The following is a 19,371-nucleotide window of genomic DNA, read 5'->3' as shown; positions in this document are numbered from 1 at the left end:
TACCAGTGCTCGAAAATAAAATCCGACATGCCATCCGGCCAATCGGTTCGCGGGTACGCAACGCGCCTCGACGCAGGAAAATCTCCTCTAACTAAACGGCAAGCCCCGGATACGCCAGCGAGCCAACGGCAGTCCGGGGCTTCGCCCCATGTTGCGTCGCCTCCAGGTGAACACGGCATAGCGGTGTTCCATTCCGCTAGAATCCTCAACCGTTTTGGTTCGATGTTGGCGCGCGAATTAGGAAGCCCTACTGCGCGCATGACCTTCGTAGATGGCGCACCCGGGCGACTATCTCACCTGTTAACCCCGGGAATCGATCTGTCAGCTGGGCAATCGATGGGCTCGGACATGCCGCCTCTTCGGCGTCTCGTCCGCCCACGCTACGCCAGTGACGCGGCCAATTTGTCGCGGATGGCGGGCCACTCGGAGTCGATGACGCTGTAGAAGACGCTGTCGCGGTATCGGCCGGTGCTGAGTATCCGGTGGTTACGCCAGACGCCTTCCCGGTGCGCGCCATGCCGCTCGATAGCCCGCTGTGATCTCACGTTGCGTAGGTCGGTCTTGATCGCTACCCGTTCGGCGCCTAGCACCTCGAACGCGTGCCGCATCAGGAGAAACTTGGCTTCGGTGTTGGCGCCGGTTCCCCAGTGGCTGGGCGTGAGCCAGGTCCAGCCGATCTCTAGCGTGCGGTCGTTCGGGCGGATGTCGATGTAGTTCGTGCTCCCGATTGCTCGTCCGCTGTGAAGATCTACCACGGCGAAGGGCAGTCGTTGACCACGTTCCTGGTCCTGTAGCGCGTCGCTGATGAACGCGTCGATCGCCTCGTGGGTGCGGGGCGTGGGCTCATCGAGGTACGTCCAGATCTCGTCGTGCGCTGCGGCGGCTAAAGGTCCTCGGCATGCTCCGGCCCAAGCGGTTCAAGTCGGATCAGGCGGCCCGTCAGCGTCACCGGTGTCGGCTTCATTCGGCGTCAACCTCGTACAGCAGGACGTGACGGTCCCCGGGCAGGATCACCTGCTACACCTCGATCGGCTGGTCCTCCTGGTCGAAACTCGTTCGCAGGAGTCGGCCGACAAGGAACATCGGCCAAAGCCGCGGCCGAACCGCTAGCCCTGCCTGCTCCTGACTGCACCACCTACCGGCCGATGCCTGGCCAGAACTGGCGCGACCTCGCACACCCGGGCGCGGCCAGCCGGCCGCGCCCGGGAACTACGTCGGGAACCTCGAGGTCCGCTCGGCTCTACTCAGCGCCGTGGACCGCATATCCGCCAATGAGAACCGGGTACCGGGGTCGCTTGGGGGCTTCTGGATCGAGGTCCGTCTCGGGGTCGAGGCAGTGGGTGGGCGGCGGCTCCGTCCCGTTCTGCGCCTGAGCGTCGACGATTTGATCCTGGCCGCTGCCACCGTCGATGATTTTTACGTAGTAGCCGTGGTTCTTCACAGTGCCTTGGCCGTCGGGGACGATCGCGGTGAACAGCGCGATGTTTCCGGTGACCTTCAGACACGTCACGTTGGCTCGTCCCCGCGCGACCAGCGTGCCGTCCGGCAGCTCATGTCGGTACAGGAACTGGCCGTGTGTCGATCCGTCGGTGGCCGTCACCGCTTGGACGCCGAACCAGATCCGGTGCCCCGCCATGCCGGGCTCGTCGTACACGAAATGTCCCATTCCGGCGACGATCGACCACCCGGCTGCGACGCTCATTGGCTCTGGCTGCTGGGCCTGCGCGACAGCGGGCGACCCAGCCACCACCGCGGCCGCAACCGCCGCCACCGCCGTCGTACGCAAACTAGACCTGAACATGTCGCTCCTTCTGGCCGTTCCATCGGCTGACGTGGTCCAGCATCACCGCACCGCGATGCGAGCGAATCCCTCCACCGAGCCAGCCGCATCCCCCGGCCAGGGGAGTGGTGCCGCATGCCCGCGTAGGGATGGAGGGATGCCATTGGGTGCCGTTCATGCGGACTCGACCGGAGACGAAGTCGGCAGGCACCACCCCCGGGCCGACCGGCTGGGTCACCAACCTGAAATGTCTACTGAGAGGAGGCCTGACGTATCGAGGTTCTCGCTGACATCGGCAGCGGTGCGGCAGCGCCCCTGGCCGCCGGCCACGCCGCGGCCGCAGTCCACGCCGAGCCTCGATGGGTCACGTTGTCGTAGCCCATCGAGGCCCACGTCCTTGTCCGGCTACTACTCCGGCCGGATGTTGTGGTTGACCCGGAACATGTTGTCCGGGTCGAAGCGGCGCTTGATCCGGGCGAGCCGGTCATAGCGCTCCGCGCCGTAGGTGAGCCGTACCTGTTCCGGTGTGGTGGCTTCGTCCTTGGACAGGAAGTTCACCATCCGGCGCTCGTCGACCGACCATGGCTCGAAGGTTTGAACCATGCGCTCAAGCCAGCTCTGGAGCACCTCAGCCTGGTCGGGCCCGCCCATCCCTGCGCTGAACAGCACGTACGGGACGCCACGAGTGGGCACCGCGTTCGGTACCTCGGGTTCCCGGTCGAACGCGCCGCCGAGGGCGCGGATCTCGATGCTGGACAGCGGATTGCCCGACGCTGGTCCGGCGAACTCGACCAGGGCGTCGAGTACCTCCGGGGAGAACTCGCGCAACGTGGTCGTGCCGTCGTAGTACGGGACGGGCGTCGGCGGGTCCAGGTGGATCAGGGGACTGTCCGCGTAAGGCAGCATCCGTACGCTGTCGAGCAGCGGCTGCGCCACCGCGCGGATCGGCGCCAGCAGGCGTTCGCCGTCTTCAGCCGAGCCAAGGTACGCGAACCGGAAATGCAGTACGAACGCGCCCCGCAACGGTTCCGGCAGTTCAGGCAAGGGTGGGAGCCGCTGCACGGCGACTGAGGTGGTCGCCTGCTCCGGAAGCTCGGGTGCCCACGCGCTCCAGACCCGCAGCACATCTTCCATCCGGTCACCGGCGAAGTGCAGCCCGCCGCCGTAGAACTCGGTCACCGGAAACAGGTCGAACTCGATCGCGGTCACCACGCCGAAGTTGCCCTTGCTGCCGAGCAGCGCCCAGAACAGATCCGGCTCACTGTCTGCGGTGGCCTGCTGCAACTCACCGTCTGCGGTCACCACCTCGATACGCCGGACATGGTCGGCGGCGTACCCCTGCGAGCGCCCCAGCACGGGACCCTGCCCGCCCCCGAGGGTGTAGCCGATCACGCTGACCGTCGCTGCGGAACCACTCAGCGGTGCGAGCCCGTGCTTGGCTGTCTCGGACAACGTCCTGGCCCAGTCGACACCGGCCTCGACCCGGGCGCTCCGGTTGCCGGCATCGATGCGAACGTCCTGCATCCGGGACGTGTTGATCAGGATGGCGTCGCGTGCGTCCTTGACGACCTGATGCCCGGTGGCGCGGACCGCCACGGGCAGCCGATGCCGGGCCGCATAGCGGACCACGGCCTGCACATCGGCGGCACTGGTCACACCGACCGCGACGGCCGGCTTCATCACATTGTTCGGATTGAACCCAGCCACCTCTTCGGCGAAACCGTCGTCGCCGGGCAGGAGTACCGGACCGTTCACCGTGTTACGCAGTTCATCCACAGTCACATCTATTCTCCAATAGGAATCTGGGGCTACACACCGAGAATCGACGTGCCTATAAGGCCCACCGTCAGACGAACGGCCTTATAGGGTGGGAGGTTCACAAGAGTTACCACGACCACAGCCAGGGGTCCGGGTGTCGGGTGCCGCCCCGGGCCCGGTTCCGCCGAACTGGCCATCCACCGCACAGACGCCCCCGAGCAGGGGCCCGGCCGCGCTCCAGAAACACAACCTTCACCTGTCGGTTTGCGATTTGGCCGCCGCTTGACCGGATCCGACGACGCCCTGGTGGGGCGCGGATCTGGGGGCGCGTTCATCCACCTGGTGAGAACTCGTCCGCCGCGGCATCGTCTCTGACATCTTCGTGCGGGCGACCCCGCGATGGCCCTTGCATTTGACGCCAGCAGGTGAGCAGAGACATCGTGCGATGTTCGTTCCGCACGGCGTCGTCCTCGACGAGGCGCTTGCGGTGGTCGACGACCTGGGACTGCCCCCCGTGGTGGCTCAGCGAGCAAGCCAGCGCGCATTGGCACGACTTCAGCGGTCGACGGGTGAGGAAGGTCGGTCGTCCTTTCGCACACCCTTAGCGATCCCATATCCCTCGCACGACGAGACTGCGTGTGTCATCGATGCGGTCGCGCATCGCCGACCCATGTCGCTGCTACCCGGCCACTGGTCACCGCGCTGGCCCCGGTGGGGATACCGGGATCAGGAGGATCTGCAGTGGTTAGACGCGATCGGGTAGGCGGTCCGCCGGGGTGATCCGTACATCGGTCACACTCGTGTGTGCCGCAGGGCCCAGTCGAGGGTGCAGTCGGCGATCTCCTCCCTGCCCTCTTGCGCGGCGGGAAGCAGTGGCGCATGGCGGCTTTGCTCTCGGAGCCGGAGAAGGCCAACGTTGATCGAGGACTTCGTGGACGAGGTATCGTTCGCGGCGGGACAGGCAGCGTATCGCCTGGCGAGAGCGCTACCTCGACGGCTGCGACCTGGGCTGGGCTCATATCGTTGTGCCGGCCAAAGCTACATACTGGAAATGCCGGCGCCGAGCTTGGCGCTGTTGTTCTATAGCTACCCAGCGAATCTCCCCGCAAAGGCCGGCCCGACCTAGCGTGGAATCAAGTTGCGGTCCAGCGCACCCTGTCACGGAGGCAGCCGATGGAGCGGATCAAGAAGATTCTCGCCTTGGGATCCCTTCCGGTGGACTGGTAGCACTGCTGGCGCTGTCCTTGACAGGGGCCGTTACGGACCGAACCCTGGTCTTCCTCGCTCTTGGGTACGTCGTAATCCCTTTGATCGTGTTGTTGGTGATGCTCGCTCCCCCTATTTGGTTGCAGGATTTCCTGTACGCCCGGCGCCAGGCCCGTCGAGCCGCGAAGCCTTCGCGTTGTGTTCAAATTGGGCCGGCCCACCCGGGGCCGTCGTCCGGCAGCCCTTCGGAGCTGAGGGCCGGAGACTTAGGCCTCGCTGTCCCACCTTCCGACTTCGGTAGCGGGGGTGACGTCGGTGGCGGTGGGGCGGCGGTGGCGGCTTCTGACCAGTCCTCGGCGGAAGCCGGTTACCTCAGGTGGCAGCGACCTCGGCCAGATGCGTAGAGCGTGAGGCTGGGACTGCATGAACCCTGGAGCGGCGTCGCCTTTGTGTGCCAACCAGCTGTCCATGCCGAGCCCGCTTTCCTGAAGTCCACGGTCAGCGAGGGCGGCACGGCCTGCAGCCCGGTCACGATCGCCCGCCACAATCCGGCACGCTGTCAACGTCGGAACAGCCTGTAGACCGTCTGCCAGGGTCGTCCGTAACAACTCCGGCACGTCCTGCAACGGCGAGCCGATGCGGACCCGCCAACGGATACCGTCGATAAGCTGCCGTCTACTCCACATCGGCGGCCGGCCTGGCTTCTTGCTCCTGACAGCAGCGTCACCTTCTGCTGCTCCCAAGACGGCCAGCCTGGAAGGAAGACCTCACCCGCGAACACCGCACCATCCGCGCCCGAGTCGAACACACCCTGGCCCGGATGAAGGACTGGAAGATACTGCGCGATTACCGCCGCGCCGCCCACACATTGACCGACGCCGCCTCCGGCGTCGCCAACCTGCACAACATCACCCTGACCTGGTGACCGCCGGATTCCCGTATGGCACCTGCGGGGTGCGCGGCCCAGTGATGTGCTCCACGTCTTCCACCGGCGTGGCCTCGCCAGCCTGCTGGCGCAGCTTGTAGCCGGCGCGGCACGCACCGCTGGCCGCCGCCTTCCTCCTCCACACGGCACGGGATTTCCGGGGCGCTGCTCGCCGCCGTAGCCGTCTCCTGCGCTCTCGCCGCAACCGGGATGCTCCTTCTGCCCGCTCCTCGATATCCTCAGCCCGGTTTTCCGGCGTAACCTCGGTCAATGACCACGGTCGAGGTGCTGGTGGTCGGGGCGGGGCCGACCGGTCTGGCGCTGGCCCGGCAGTTGGCGGCCTTCGGTGTGCACCTGCGTCTCGTCGACCGTGCCCGCGATCGGGTTCACGAGTCCCGGGCGTTGGCGATCCAGCCTCGTACGCTCGAGGTTCTCAAGGGTCTCGGCGTGACAGACGACCTGGTGGCTGCCGGTAACCCGGCGGTGCGGATGTGCCTGCACGCGCGGGGCCGAGAGCGGTCGGTGCCGCTGTTCGACCTGGGCCTGGAGGACACCGCTCATCCGTATCTGTTGTTCCTTTCGCAGTCTGAGACAGAGCGGCTCCTGAGCGAGCATCTGGCGGCCGCGGGGGTTGAGGTGGAGCGCGGCGTCGAGTTGGTTGGACTGGACCGCACCGGCGACGGCGTCGTGGCGACGCTGCGGCACGCGGACGACCGTGAGGAGCGGGTGGCGGCCCGGTTCGTGGTGGGTTGCGACGGTGCGCACAGCACGGTCCGACACCTGGCGGGGATCAGGTTCGAGGGCAGCTCGTACCCGCAAACCTTCGTCCTGGCCGACCTGGAGGCAGACGGGATCTGCGGCGGTGCCGCGCACGTGTTCCTCTCCGAGCACGGGATGCTGTTCCTCTTCCCACTCGGCAGCCCGGCCGGTTGGCGGCTGATCGCGATGCGACCGCCCGCCGATTCGACCCCGCCAGACACCCCCGTCACCCTCGCTGAGGTGCAGCGCCTCGCCGACTCGTACAGCGGGGCGCGCGTGCGCCTGCGTGACCCGATGTGGATGACGAACTTCCGGCTTCACCACCGCGCCGCGGCCCGCTACCGCGCCGGGCCGGTCTTCCTCGCCGGCGACGCCGCACACATCCACAGCCCGGCCGGTGCCCAGGGCATGAACACCGGCATCCAGGACGCGATCAACCTCGGCTGGAAACTCGCCCAAGCCCTGCGCGGCAACAGCGACCCAGCCCTGCTGGACAGCTACGAGGTGGAGCGAGCACCCGTCGGCCGGATGGTGCTGCGCTTCACCGACCGGGCATTCAACGTCGCCACCTCCACCAATCCGTTCGTCCGGTTCGCCCGGACCCGGATCGCGCCGGCGCTGATCCCCCTCCTGATGGCACCCAGGCTCGTGCGTGCCACCGCCATCCGCACGGTGGCCGAGCTGAACATCGGCTACCGGCACAGCCCGCTGTCGGTGCAAGGCCACGATGCCCCACGCAGCGGACCCCGGGCGGGGGACCGGCTGCCCGATGCCCCGCTGACTGCCGACGGGCTGACGCTGCACAAGCTGACGGCCGAGCCGGGGTGGCATCTGCTGCTGTGCGGACCTCCCGACGCCTGGCCGTCCACCTCCACCACCGCGCTGGACCGGTATCCGCTCACCGTGCACCGACTGACGGCAGCCGACGTCGCGGCGGCGGGCCGCTCATCCGCGGCGCCGGCGCTTCGCCGGCTCGGCATCGCTGGCGCAGCCGCCGCTCTGTACCTGGCCCGCCCGGACGGGCACATCGGCTACCGATCCGGGGGCGGCGACTTGAGTGGCCTGGTGTCGTACCTGGACCGCTGGCTCGCCACGTAAGCCCGGTCGCCGGGTTCGTCCTCAACACGGACGGGAGTTGCCGGGATGACAGCCACCAAATCTTCGAGCTCGCGCTCAACGAGCGACGTCCGAGCGGTGGGCGAGTCGGGACGGCCACGACTGCCGGAGCCCACCCGGTTCGAGTGCCTCTGGATAGCCTTACGGGCCGCACACGTCCTGCAATCCACGGTCAAGGTGCCCTCGTGGGCGGATTGTTCGGCTGACCAGGAATTCAACAGTGGCAACCAGGGGAGAACAATGAGGGAAGACGATCTGCGGGACCTGGTCGAGCGCAGTCCGTGGCTCATCCGGGCGCTGGGCGTCGTTCGGGCCTCCGGCCTGCCGGACGCGTGGATAGGGGCGGGCGTCATCCGAGACCTCGTCTGGAGCGAGCGGTACGGCGACGGGTTCGACCCCTCGCTGGTGCGTGACGTCGACGTCGTCTTCCTCGACCCGGCCGACCTGAGCCGCGACAACGACGACCGGGCCACCGCGCGGCTGCTGGCGGCCTGGCCGGAGCCGCCGTGGGAGGCGAAGAACCAGGCCGCCGTGCACACCTGGTATCCGGCAAAGTTCGGCGGCGACCCGGTGGCGCCGTTGCGGACCATCGCCGATGCGGTCGCCACCTGGCCCGAGTACGCCACTGCCGTGGCCGTTCGGCTCGACGCGCACGACCAGGTCACGGTGTGTGCGCCGCACGGCCTAGATGACCTGCTCGACGGCGTGTGGCGGCGCAACCCGACCAGGGTCAGCGCGGAGATCTCCCGGCAGCGACTCGCCCGTCATCGCCCCGCCGAACGCTGGCCCGGCGTCCGCGTGGTGAACTAGGCCGACGCTCGAAGCCCGCGGAGGGTTGCCGCCCAGGTCTGCGACGTTGATTCTCTCGCCCCACCGGTGCCCAGCGTGGAAACAGGCCCTACGACGAGGACTGCTCGCATGTCCCCACCGCCCACGGTCCGTAGGCCGCACTACCTGACCTTGCGATCGGCCAGCCTCTATCCCGGTCGCGGCGGCCGAGATGTAGTCCGAGCGCACGCAGTGGTGCCGCGCGCAGGTGGCCGTAAATAGCGGCACCCTGGATGTGGTCGACTTCCGCGAGGTCGACCACATCGGCGCCGCCATTGGCGGCCGGCGTTGATTCGCACCTGGTGCCCTCAGCTGGAATCCGACCGGTAGCGCCACCATGGGCGGGCCGCCGTCGTACGCGAGCCTCCGGAGCCGCCAGACCACATGGGATTTCCAAGTGGCGGCCACGTGTCAGGCGGACTCCCGCACCGCCGTCCCAACAGCATTGTCGATCAGGTACCGCCAGCGTCCATCCGCGCCGCGGCGCACGACATCACTTGCCGATCCTTCGATGTGCACCTGCTTGCCGTCGGGACCGGTGCCTTCAATTGACCAGTCCAGAACGATCTGGGCGATATCGCCGGCGACGAACACGTGGCGCGCCTTGGCCTTCAGCGGCAGACCGAGACTGATGTCGCGCTCGAGCTGGGCAGCGATCTCAGTGGGATCGGTGATGGCTCGGCCGTCGCGTGCGACGAACACGATCCCCGGCTCGAACTGCTCCATCATCGCGCTGACCTTGCCGGAGTTGAATCGCTCCATGAGCGATGCGACGACGCCTTCGGGTTCGGTGGCGAGTGGAAAGGACTCAGACATTTCGGCTCCCTGTTCGTGTTGGTTGAACGGTCCGGCGACCAACTGGCGGCCTCGTCCAGCGGTCCTGCATCTTTCCGGCGGACAGCGCGCGCTCAGGCGCGATGGCTGGTGTTCAATTCCGATGCTCGGCCAAATGCGACCCGGGGAATGCCGGATCCAGAACGTCGGCATATTCGGGATGGGACCTGACGAATGATGCCGCGAACGGACACGTGACGGTGGCGGTCTTTCCCTGCGTTCGCAGTTCGTCGAGGACGCCGCCGATGAGCTTGGCGGCCAATCCCTTTCCCCGGAACTCGGGGAGCACGGACGTTGCCATCAGCACGACGCGGCTTCCGACCTTGTTGTAGACGATCCCAGCGGCTGTCCGGCCCTTTATCTTGGCCTCGTAGATGCCGAGCGCGCTGTTGTCGGTGATGACGACGTCTTCCGCGTCGGGCGCGATGGCTCCCGGCAGATCCGAGCCACCCACATCTTGCGCGGCGCTGGTCAAAGTGATCATGTCCTCGGCGTTGGCCGCCATGTTGTCTCCTGAATCTCGCCTCTGGTCAGCGACCTGGGGCCGCGGGTGATCACTGCCATGCGCCCCTCCCATGTGGCCGGCGGAAGCGATCTCGCTACCACCCGTGCTTCCACTCAGCCAGTGGATGTCGGCGTGGTCGCCGCCCATGAGTCCATCGCCAGCGAGTACCCCAGGTATGGGATTCTCTGCGGCGGCGATGTGGTCGGCCGTAATCCGGGGTGGATTAACTGGACCATTGCGTCCAGCGTAGACAGGCGTGGTGCCCGCCGCCAAGCCTGATCGGCCGTCGGTGGCGTGCGGCACAACGGCGCACCTGGGGATCATGTCGGTTGGCCCCTATTCGGCGTATGTCTCCCAGGCGGCGCATGATGGACTAGAGGGTCCATGATGTGCGGCTAGGGATTGTTCCGAGTTGGTCGTTGGACATGTCGGTTCGGATGGATCCCCAGCGTCGAGGGAGTCGCTGGGCGGCACCTCGGACCAGGGACTCCTGTGGGAGGGCTTCAGCGGGCCGGCGTCGATCAGCGCGGCCGGCCGATTTCCTTTCGAAATCGTCGATCTCCGCACCAGCGGAGCCATCGGTGGTGCCAGCTGCGGCGATATCTGGCCGGGATCGTACGGTGGAGATTGGCTCAACCCGAATTATCGCGAGCCATTGAGGCTCTGGCGCGAATATCGAAGCTTGTCGCCGCCGCCTGCGCTGTCTGGCAGCAGGCAACCGCCGCTCCCTCAGGGTGGGGGAGCGCGCTGCTACAGTCTAGTCGACAACGGGACCGTAGGGTCCGGCGTATGGCGTTCCTTGGGGCGTCGTTGAGGGTGCCGGCCGACCGCGTGCGTCAGCAGGTCGGGCCGTAAGGCGGTGGTCTGACCTGCTCAGGGTCGAGGCGAGTCGCAGACCTGGCATGGTTGGGGCGCACGTTTGCGAGCGGTGCTGCGGGCTCGTAAACTGGACCAAAGCGTCCTATTACCTGATGGTCGGCGGAGTGGCCGAACTCGTCGGGCGGATGTGCCGCATATCGAGGACGGGGCAGGTAGGAGTCATCAGCCGCAGAGCCGACTCCGGTGGGCGGGCGTCGAGGCCCGACCGCGATTGCGACGAAGTCGGCAGAACGACGCGACGAACACCAACCAGCGGAACAACCGCTCACGACACACCGCAGATGTGGCACGGAGCGACATTCCAGCTTCAGCGGAAGTCGAACTTTACGGAGCAGGAGCACGAAATGATCGATACCGAGCAGTCTGCTGAAGATCTGGCGATTCTCGAACAGCTCAACCTCGGCTACAACCACTCGGGCCGGGCCGGCGGCGCCAAGCGCTTCACAGAATTCCTCGCCGACGATTTCATCGGGTGCCTGACCCGCCACCATGTCTGACACTTCCGCCCGGACGCGCTACGAGCAGTTCGTCGAACTTCATCGTGGCCCCGATGCGTTCATCATGCCCAACGCATGGGACGGCCCGTCGGCTCTGCTCTTCAAAGAAGCCGGATTCAAGTCCATCGCGACCTCTTCAGCGGCTTTCGCCGCGACACTGGGCCGGCTCGACGGCATCCACGCAATCAGCCGTGACATGCACCTTGACCATGCGGCCCTACTCACGTCCGTCAGCGGCCTGCCGATCAACGGCGACTTTGAGGATGGCTACGGCGAGACTCCCGAAGATGTCGCGGCCACTGTCGGCACCGCCGTTGCCCGCGGTCTCGCCGGCATCGGAATCGAGGACACCACTGGTGACCCCTCGAACCCGATCCGTCACTTCGATGACGCGGTCCGCCGCATCGCCGCCGCCGCTGCAGCCGCGCGCGGACGGATCGTGTTGACCGGCCGTACGGACAACTTCCTGTGGGGGATTCCCGACCTCGATGACACCATCCGCCGCCTCACGGCCTTCGCGGAAGCAGGAGCTGACGTCCTGTACGCGCCGAACCTGCCGGACATGGCCTCGATCAGCGCAGTCATCAAGGCAGTCGCGCCCAAGCCGGTCAACATCCTCGTCAGCCCCAAGGACACGGCCACCCTCGCGGAACTTCAGGCGATCGGTGTGCGCCGGATCAGCCTCGGGGTCGACCCGTACACGCACGCTCTCGCAGCTACACAGGTGGCCGCGGCGAAGCTGGCGCAGGGCGACCTGACGGCGCTCGCATCGAAGCTCAGCTTCGGCCACATCATCAAGCTCATCAAGGCCTGACACGGCCACCCAACCACGCAGCCCTGCACTGCTCTCATTCCGCCGAATCGGAACGTGAGTCGTCTCGAACACGCGCGTGAACCGCGCGGAACGTCCTCGGGTGACCACCGAAGGGAGCCCTGTCAGGAGCATGCGATCAGCGAGGAGAACATGACCGACACCGAACAGGCGGCGCCGACCCACCACCCATCGCCGGTGCGCGTGGTCACGGCAGCGTCGTGCACCGCCGCCATCCCGATCGAACCCGCAGCTGACCGCACCACCCCGGAGTCCGGCAGCAGGCGGGGCTGGTTGTCCGTCGGTGCGCTCGCGCTCGGCGCGTTCGTCATCGTCATGACGGAGACGCTCCCGGTGGGGCTGCTGCCGCAGATCGCCGACGGCCTGGATGTCTCGCTCGGCCTCGCAGGGCTGATGGTGCTCGTACCGGGTTTCAGCGCCGCGGTGTCCGCACCGCTGTTCTTCCTCCGTTCCGGCCGCTTGAACCGGCGCTCGGTCATCCTCGTCCTGGGTCTGACGGTGCTCGTGTCGAACGCGGCCGTCGCGGTGGCGCCGAACCTCGCGTTGGTGCTGATCGCCCGCATGCTCTTCGGCGCAACCCTCGGCGCCTTCTGGACCGTGGTCTCACCGGTCGGACCCAAGCTGGTGGGCCGTGGCGGCGGGACTCGCGCCATCACCATCATCGCGGCGGGCATTTCCGGTGGAACGGTGGTGGGGTTGCCCGCGGGCCAGTTCCTTGGCAACCTCGTCGGCTGGCGTCTCACGTTCGCCATTGCGGCGGCGGCGACACTGCTTGTCGTGGTCGTGCAGGCGGTCGTGCTGCCGGGTATTCCCCCGGACGGACGTACGCACCTGCGTGATCTCGTAGCGGTCGTGACGCGACGGGCCGCCCGGTTCGGGATGGCAGCGGGCGCGGTGGTGTTCATCGGCCAATTCACCGCCTGGACGTACATCACTCCATTCCTCATGGACCACACACAACTGTCCAGCGGCGTGATCTCCCTGCTCTACGTCATCTACGGCTGCGGTGGCATCGTCGGCTCAATCGTCGCCGGATCGCTGTTCAAGCGCGGAGTGATCGGCAGCTTCGCCGGGGCGGCGACGGTGGTGGCCGCATTACTCATCGGGCTGGCGTACCTGGGCTCCTTGCCCTGGCTGGCTGGGCTGTTGCTCGTGCTGTGGGGCCTGTTCTGGGGAGTCGTGAACCCGGGAACCCTGGTCTGGATACTCGACGCGGCCCCGGAAACCCCAGAGGCGGCGTCCGCGGTGAATGTGACGAACCTTCAGGTGGCCCTGGCGGCAGGGTCCGGCCTCGGCGCGGTCCTTGTGTCATCGACAACCTTGCAGATGGTGTTCCTCACGGCGGGCTTCATGGTCCTTGCCGCCGCCCTGCTCGCCGCGGTGGCGGCGCGGCTCGTGACCCTCGCCCGGAGGGAATGAGGGGACCGGGACGAGGTGAAGGGTGGCCGGGCGCGTGGGCGTGCGGCCCCCGAACCCTCAGAAGCGCCAGCATGGTTCATAACAAGAGAAAGACGGCTCTATGCAACACGTGACCCCAACGACCGATCTGGGCCGCCGGGACGGAAGGCTCGGGCTCGCATTCTTGTCTGCGGTGGTCTCACTGGTGGCCGTGTTCGCCGCAGTGGGCTCGACGATCCCTCTTTTCAACATCTACCGGGCCGAGGACGGGTTCACCAACGCCGGCATCTCGCTGACCGTCGTCGCCTACTCCGCCGCTACTCTCGGCACACTGCTGGTGCTGGGACGACTGTCCAACCATGTGGGCAGGCGGCCTGCGGCGATCGCCAGCCTCGGCCTGCTCGTACTGGGTTGTCTGCTGCTGTTGAACGTGCACCACATCGGCATCCTCATCGCCGGTCGGCTCCTGATGGGCCTCGGCGCCGGGCTGGCCAGCAGCAGCCTCACCGCCTACATCGTCGACGCCGCACCCAGCAGGCCGACCTGGCTGGCCTCCGTCGCTTCCAGTCAAACCGTCATGCTCGGTCTCGCCGTGGGCGCCATCGCCTCCGGCGCCCTGGTCCAATTCGGCCCCTGGCCACGTGACCTCATCTACCTGGTCGTCATCGGGTTGCTCCTCCTGTCTGCGGGGCTCGTCGCGATCAGCCCGGAGACGGTTACCCCCTCGCCGGGCGGTTGGGGTTCACTGCGACCGAGCGTTCGGGTACCGGTCCGCGTCCGGCATCTGCTCCCCGTCGCGGCCGCGGTGATCCTGGCAACCTGGGCAACCGGGGCCTTCTACCAGGCCTTCGTGCCCGCGCTGGTCGAGGAACAATTGCACACCAGCAGCTCGCTCGTCATCGGGCTGGTGTTCGCCGCATACATGGGCCCCAGCGCTCTGGGAGCCCCCCTCGGCGGCCGGTTCTCACCGGCAGCAGCTCAACGCATCGGCATGATCGGCTTCCTGGCCGGATGGATCGGCATACTGACAGCGATCATCACCGGTACGCTGCCGTTGTTCATCGGCGCGACGATCGTTGCGGGAGCCGCTCAGGGCATCGCCATCAGCGCCGCCACCCGCGGCCTGCTCTACGGCAGCGCTCCGCGCGACCGGGCGCCGATCTTCGCCGTCGTGTATCTCCTCAGCTACAGCGGCGCGACCATTCCCAGCCTCATCGCCGCCCAACTGTCCAGCGTCTTCTCGGTGCCGCACATCGCGATCGGGTACGGCGCACTCGCGCTCCTTGCCACCGCGTTCACCGTCGTCGCTGGCGGGACGCTGGAAGTCGATCATCAACGCCTTCGCCAGAAGGTCCGCTGACCCCGGCCTCGAGACCTGGAGAAATCCTGACCAAGCCGCGCTTCAGCTGGTCCCGGACGACCGCGAGGGTGCAGGCCAGCCTGGTCCTGCACCACGCGGAGAACCCGATCCATCGAGAAGGAGACGTTCGCTGATCAGCGGCAACGCCGCCCGTCGCATCGCCTGCGCGTTATCCGGCATCGGTGAACAGGCCGGCGTAGCGGTCCAGGTACAGCGGCCAGCCCTGGTCGTGAGCGACGCCGTCACGAACCGACTCCCAACCTGGGCCGTGCCGGTCCAGGTGGCGGTGCTCCAACTCGACCCGGGTCCGCTGCGGTGTCTCGGCGACGAACCGGACCTCGACCTCGCTGGCGTTGCCCGGATCCTGTTCGACCTGCCAGGCCGGGCTGATGTCCCAGCTGAACACGACCCGGTCCGGCGGCTCGAAGGCGAGGATTCGCGCCCAGGCGCACTCACTGCCGTCCTCGCCGCGGTCATAGATGTGCCCACCGACCTTCGGTTCGAACACGGTCTCCGCAATCGGCGACCCCAGCAGGTTGTGCTCCTTCGGCTTGAAGTCGCCAAACCGCTCCGTGAACACCGCGAACGCCCGTTCAACTGGCGCGTCGACCACGATCTGCCGCCGCACCACCGCATCCGTACCACTCATGATTCCTCCTCGTCAGGACGCTCGGTAGCGTCCCTGAAGCCGTCCAACGCCCGGCTCCAGTAGGCGTCGAGCTGATCTCGTAAAGCGGCCACGCCGGCGGGATTGAGCCGGTAGACACGCCGCGTGCCCGCCGTACGGTCCGTCACCAGACCAGCGCCCTTCAGCACCCGCAGATGCTGCGACACCGCCGGCCGGCTGACCGGCAGCACCTCGGCCAGCTCGCCGACCGCCCTTGGCCGCTCCGCGAGACACGCGATGATCGCCCGCCGCGTCGGGTCGCCCAGGGCGTCCCACCCATCCTCAATTCGGTAAGTGGCCACGAACGGTAAGCTACGGCTTACCAACGGGATCCGTCAAGCCCCGCCACTCAAAGCCTCCGAGTCGGCCAAGCGCCGGTAGCCCCGAGTGTCCCCGTGAGACACAGGCGTGGCTGTAAAACAGGATCGCGGTGGGGTGAGACAGCGCAGCGATGCTCCTGTTCGAGGCACCTGACCCTGGTCGACTGCTGGCTCACCTCGAGCCCCGTCCTCATCGACCTCCGGCCCGGGCGCACTCACCCCCGACCTGCAAGATCAGGGCGACAAGGCCTCACTCACCGTCGCCGCAGCCCGCACTCCCGAGCCAGGGTCTCGCGCGAGGGCCTTCTTCATCGCTCGCCGAAGCGCCGTGGAGTAGGCGGGCATACGTGATCGGCGCAGGTCGGTGATCAGCTCTTCGCCGTACCGGAAGCGGCGGTCAGCCACCGTCTCGACGGCACTGTTCGAAGTTGGGCGGGACACGTACGAGGCTCCCGCAACGCGAGTCTGTGAGATGTACTTGCGTCCGAGCATCGAAAAACGAGATCATCACGCATGCTCGACCCCTCGCCCGAGGACGACAAAACTTCACCAACGGTTTCCACGCCGGATTTCGTAGGTCGTGATCGCGAGATGGCGGCACTCACCGGCGCCTTGGCCCGGCCGCCGGCGATCGTGCTGGTGGAGGGCGAGGCGGGGATCGGGAAGAGCCGACTGCTGCGAGAGTGGTTGGCCGCGCCGCACCAGCGCACCGCCCTGGTCTCGGTGTGCCCACCGCTTCGAGAGTCGCTGACGTTAGGTCCGATCGTCGACGCGTTCCGTGGGATCGACCGGCCGGCGTCGCGATTGCGGCTCACCGAGCTTGCGGGCGCGTTACGGCCCTTGTTCCCGCAATGGTCCTCGGACCTGCCGCCCGCGTTGGAGCCTCTGGACGATGCGAAGGCGGCACGGCATCGCCTGTTCCGCGCCCTGGACGAGCTGCTCCGGGCTCTGTGTGTCGACGTTCTCGTGCTTGAGGACGCGCACTGGGCCGACGAGGTGACCTTGGAGTTCCTGCTGTACGTCACCTCCCGGCAGCAGTCGGACGGGCCAAGCCTTGTGATCTCCTATCGCCCGGAGGAGGTGGACGCCGGATCGCTGTTGCTGCGGCTGACGTCCCGGCTGCCTGCCGGCGTGACCCAGCTGAGGATCGCCCTGGCGCCGATGCGACCCGACGACACGGCGGCGCTGGTGTCCTCGATGCTAGACGGTAACCCGATATCGCAGGAGTTCACGACGTTCATGCACGAGCGGACCGGTGGCGTTCCGCTGGCGCTGGAGGAGTCGGTTCGCCTCATGTGCGACCGTGCCGACCTCGTCTTCCGCGGCGGGCAGTGGGTCCGGCTGAAGTTGCGCGAGCTGCAGGTGCCGCCGACGGTGCGCGACTCCACCCGGGAGCGGGTGGGCCGTCTGTCACCGACGGCGCAGCAGGCGTTGCGAGCCGCAGCGACGTTGGCTCAGCGGTCGTCGGTCGCCACGATCGCGGTGACTGCCGGCCTGTCACCAGATGCGTGTCGCGGCGCTATCGCGGAGGCGGCCGCGGCCGGCATCCTCGACGGAGACGACCGCGGCCAGTGGCGGTTCCGGCATGTGCTGGCCGCCACGGCTGTCTACGAAGCGATCCCGTTGACCGATCGCAGACACTTCCACCTGCTGGCCGGCCGGGCGTTGGAGGAGATCCAGCCGACGCCTGTCGCGCGCCTTGCCCGGCACTTCCGTGAGGCGGGGGAGACGGAGTCCTGGGCGCGGTACGCCGAGCAGGGCGCCGAGTTGGCCATGGCCTCCGGTGACCACACCAAGGCGGTCGCCCTGCTGGTCGACCTGTTGTCGTGGCCCGAGCTGCCGCCGTCGGATCGGGCACGAGTCGCGCGGATCGCCGGAGTAGCCGCGCTGGGCCGTCGTGAACCGGTCGACGAGGTCTACCACCGCGTGATCCGTACCTTGCGTGCGGTGCTGGATTGCCCCGGCCTCTCCGCACGCCAGCAGGCCGAGATCCGCAACCCCCTGGGTCGGCTCCTGATTCTCGGGGGAGAGGCGCAGGCCGCACTCAGCGAGCTTGAGCAGGCGGTGGTCAACCTCGACCACGACCCGATCGAGGCGGCTCGGGCGATGACCTATCTCGGCTGGGCCTATGCCGGCCCGTGGCCGGCGTCGACTCATCGCCGATGGCTGGATCGCGCCGCTGAGCTCACCGCCGATTTCGACTCTCCCGCCGAGCGGCTGAACCTGGCCGGCAACCGTGCCGCCGCGTTGCTCATGCTCGGCGAGGAGGAGGCCTGGGACGTCGTCGCCAACCTGCCCATCGACGGAGCGACCTCGGCGGAACGCCTCGACGTGGCCCGCATCCACGCGAACGTCGGGACCGGCGCCCTGATCTGGGGCCGGTACGCCGAGGCGGCGGAACACCTCGTCGTGGCCATGCGCCTTGCCGAGGCCGAGCAGGCGTCCCGGTTGCAATACAACGTCCGACTCGAACAGGCCAACCTGGCGTGGCTCACCGGTCGGTGGGAGGGTCTCGCGGAGCGAAGCGCAGCGCTCGCCGATGCCGACCGGGACCGGCCGGCGCTCTACCTCGGCACCGTCCGGCTCGCGGCCCGGCTGGCCGCCGCGGCCGGACGGCGGCGCGCTGCGGAGGAGCAGTTCCGGCTGGTTCTCGAGGAGTCTGCCCGTCTCGGCGCAGCCGACGACACGATGGAGGCCGCCGCCGCGCTGGCCAGGTTGTGGCTGACGGACGGAAACAGCGGCCGGGCGTTGCAGATCACGAACGAGCCGATGGACACCGTCCGGAGAAAAGGCATCTGGGTCTGGGCGACAGACCTCGTCCCGGCCCGGATCGAGGCGCACCTCGCCGCAGACGACCGCCAGGCCGCGACACGCCTGGTCGACCAGTTCGCCAGGGGACTGCGTGGCCGTACGGCGCCCGCGCCTCGCGCGGCGCTCACCGTATGCCGTGCCCTGCTGGCCGCCGCGGCCGGAGACCACGCCCGCGCGGCGACGGCATACGACCGGGCGGCGCGCGCCTGGAGCGCGTTGCCGCGCCCCTACGACGCCATGCTCGCCCGCGAGCGTCAAGCCGAGGCGTTGATGGCGCAAGGCCAGATCGAACAAGGCCGAGAGTTGCTGGCCGCACAGTACGAGCAACTGTTCAAGCTCGGAGCCCGCGGCGATGCGGACCGTGTCGCACAGCGGCTTCGCGAACACGGTGCCGACGTTCCGCGATTGTGGCGCGGCGGTCGACGTGGGTACGGCGACCGGCTCTCACCTCGTGAGCTCGACGTGGTCCGACTGGTTGTCGCCGGCAAGACGAACCGGGAGATCAGCCGGATTCTGGCCAAGTCGCCGGCGACTGTGGATCAACAGCTGCGGGCGGCGATGCGTAAGTTGAAGGTGAGCTCCCGGACCGCGCTAGCGGTCAAGGCCGTGGAGGCCGGAGTGTTCGCTGAAGAGGAAACTCTCGGCGACCTGTCGTGAAAATTGACGTATCCGCTGGATAGCTAAGGCCGCTCGCCGCCCCGAGCATGACTCCATGATCCATGGCCCTAGGGCAGTTCATGCCTGAGCGACCTATCGAGCGTGACGACGCGGTCATCGAGGACAAGCCGCCACTCGAGTTGTCGCGTGAGCCGCGCGTCGGCGCCCCCGACACCCCTGACGTCGCCGACGATGCCGACGACCACGAGAGCCACGACCCCTACCAACCCCTGTAGGCC

At 67.6% G+C, this 19,371-nt stretch carries 15 protein-coding genes and 2 pseudogenes; 9 read left to right on the top strand and 8 right to left on the bottom strand.

Annotated features, from left to right (window positions below):
- Positions 1-380: 380 nt before the first annotated feature.
- The 4 genes and pseudogenes from AB0F98_RS19430 to AB0F98_RS19415 all read right to left on the bottom strand — a co-directional run.
- On the bottom strand, positions 381-818 hold the full coding sequence (locus tag AB0F98_RS19430; protein ID WP_357737207.1) for a GNAT family protein: 438 nt from the start codon (positions 816-818) through the stop codon (positions 381-383).
- 422 nt (positions 819-1,240) lie between these two features.
- Positions 1,241-1,702, bottom strand: a complete 462-nt coding sequence (locus tag AB0F98_RS19425; RefSeq protein ID WP_357737108.1) for a hypothetical protein — start codon at positions 1,700-1,702, stop codon at positions 1,241-1,243.
- 486 nt (positions 1,703-2,188) lie between these two features.
- Complete coding sequence (locus tag AB0F98_RS19420) at positions 2,189-3,562, bottom strand: FAD-binding oxidoreductase (RefSeq protein ID WP_357737106.1); 1,374 nt, start codon at positions 3,560-3,562, stop codon at positions 2,189-2,191.
- A gap of 1,744 nt (positions 3,563-5,306) precedes the next feature.
- Positions 5,307-5,496 (bottom strand): annotated as a pseudogene (locus AB0F98_RS19415) (transposase); the annotation flags it as partial.
- Between AB0F98_RS19415 and AB0F98_RS19410 the strand changes: the two are divergent.
- The 3 genes and pseudogenes from AB0F98_RS19410 to AB0F98_RS19400 form a co-directional block, all read left to right on the top strand.
- A pseudogene (locus tag AB0F98_RS19410) lies at positions 5,493-5,669 on the top strand (IS5/IS1182 family transposase); the annotation flags it as partial. The pseudogenes AB0F98_RS19415 and AB0F98_RS19410 sit on opposite strands and share 4 nt — an antisense overlap.
- A 270-nt stretch (positions 5,670-5,939) precedes the next feature.
- Positions 5,940-7,526: an FAD-dependent monooxygenase gene (locus tag AB0F98_RS19405; RefSeq protein ID WP_357737104.1), complete on the top strand. Its 1,587-nt coding sequence runs from the start codon at positions 5,940-5,942 to the stop codon at positions 7,524-7,526.
- A 258-nt stretch (positions 7,527-7,784) separates the two neighbouring features.
- A complete protein-coding gene (locus tag AB0F98_RS19400) occupies positions 7,785-8,354 on the top strand; it encodes a nucleotidyltransferase family protein (protein WP_357737102.1) in 570 nt (189 codons plus the stop codon).
- A gap of 429 nt (positions 8,355-8,783) precedes the next feature.
- Here the strand turns inward: AB0F98_RS19400 and AB0F98_RS19395 are convergent, their stop codons facing one another.
- Positions 8,784-9,188, bottom strand: coding sequence for a DUF4440 domain-containing protein (locus AB0F98_RS19395; protein ID WP_357737100.1), 405 nt, complete (start codon positions 9,186-9,188; stop codon positions 8,784-8,786).
- Positions 9,189-9,300: 112 nt separating this feature from the next.
- Positions 9,301-9,711 (bottom strand): GNAT family N-acetyltransferase, encoded by a 411-nt coding sequence (locus tag AB0F98_RS19390; protein ID WP_357737098.1) that lies wholly within the window; start codon positions 9,709-9,711, stop codon positions 9,301-9,303.
- A 1,223-nt stretch (positions 9,712-10,934) separates the two neighbouring features.
- Here AB0F98_RS19390 and AB0F98_RS19385 point away from each other — a divergent pair.
- The 4 genes from AB0F98_RS19385 (at position 10,935) to AB0F98_RS19370 (ending at position 14,677) form a co-directional block, all read left to right on the top strand.
- On the top strand, positions 10,935-11,087 hold the full coding sequence (locus AB0F98_RS19385) for a hypothetical protein (protein WP_357737096.1): 153 nt from the start codon (positions 10,935-10,937) through the stop codon (positions 11,085-11,087).
- On the top strand, positions 11,080-11,901 hold the full coding sequence (locus tag AB0F98_RS19380) for an isocitrate lyase/phosphoenolpyruvate mutase family protein (RefSeq protein ID WP_357737094.1): 822 nt from the start codon (positions 11,080-11,082) through the stop codon (positions 11,899-11,901). Before AB0F98_RS19385 ends, AB0F98_RS19380 begins: the two co-directional genes overlap by 8 nt.
- A gap of 150 nt (positions 11,902-12,051) precedes the next feature.
- A complete protein-coding gene (locus AB0F98_RS19375) occupies positions 12,052-13,338 on the top strand; it encodes an MFS transporter (protein WP_357737091.1) in 1,287 nt (428 codons plus the stop codon).
- Between the two features lie 172 nt (positions 13,339-13,510).
- On the top strand, positions 13,511-14,677 hold the full coding sequence (locus tag AB0F98_RS19370) for an MFS transporter (RefSeq protein ID WP_357737089.1): 1,167 nt from the start codon (positions 13,511-13,513) through the stop codon (positions 14,675-14,677).
- Between the two features lie 169 nt (positions 14,678-14,846).
- Here AB0F98_RS19370 and AB0F98_RS19365 read toward each other — a convergent pair whose 3' ends face one another.
- Both AB0F98_RS19365 and AB0F98_RS19360 read right to left on the bottom strand, forming a co-directional pair.
- Positions 14,847-15,326, bottom strand: coding sequence for an SRPBCC family protein (locus AB0F98_RS19365; protein WP_357737087.1), 480 nt, complete (start codon positions 15,324-15,326; stop codon positions 14,847-14,849).
- Entirely contained in the window at positions 15,323-15,670 is a 348-nt protein-coding gene (locus AB0F98_RS19360; protein ID WP_357737085.1) for a metalloregulator ArsR/SmtB family transcription factor, read from the bottom strand. Before AB0F98_RS19360 ends, AB0F98_RS19365 begins: the two co-directional genes overlap by 4 nt.
- Positions 15,671-16,177: 507 nt before the next feature.
- Between AB0F98_RS19360 and AB0F98_RS19355 the strand changes: the two genes are divergently transcribed.
- Together AB0F98_RS19355 and AB0F98_RS19350 are read left to right on the top strand one after the other, a co-directional pair.
- Positions 16,178-19,132, top strand: coding sequence for an AAA family ATPase (locus tag AB0F98_RS19355; RefSeq protein ID WP_357737083.1), 2,955 nt, complete (start codon positions 16,178-16,180; stop codon positions 19,130-19,132).
- 80 nt (positions 19,133-19,212) lie between these two features.
- A complete protein-coding gene (locus AB0F98_RS19350) occupies positions 19,213-19,368 on the top strand; it encodes a hypothetical protein (RefSeq protein WP_357737081.1) in 156 nt (51 codons plus the stop codon).
- Positions 19,369-19,371 lie beyond the last annotated feature (3 nt).

Source organism: Micromonospora sp. NPDC023737, assembly GCF_040639715.1.
GTDB lineage: Bacteria > Actinomycetota > Actinomycetes > Mycobacteriales > Micromonosporaceae > Micromonospora.
Note: the sequence above shows the minus strand (reverse complement) of the source record. Positions and strands in the feature narration are given on the sequence as shown.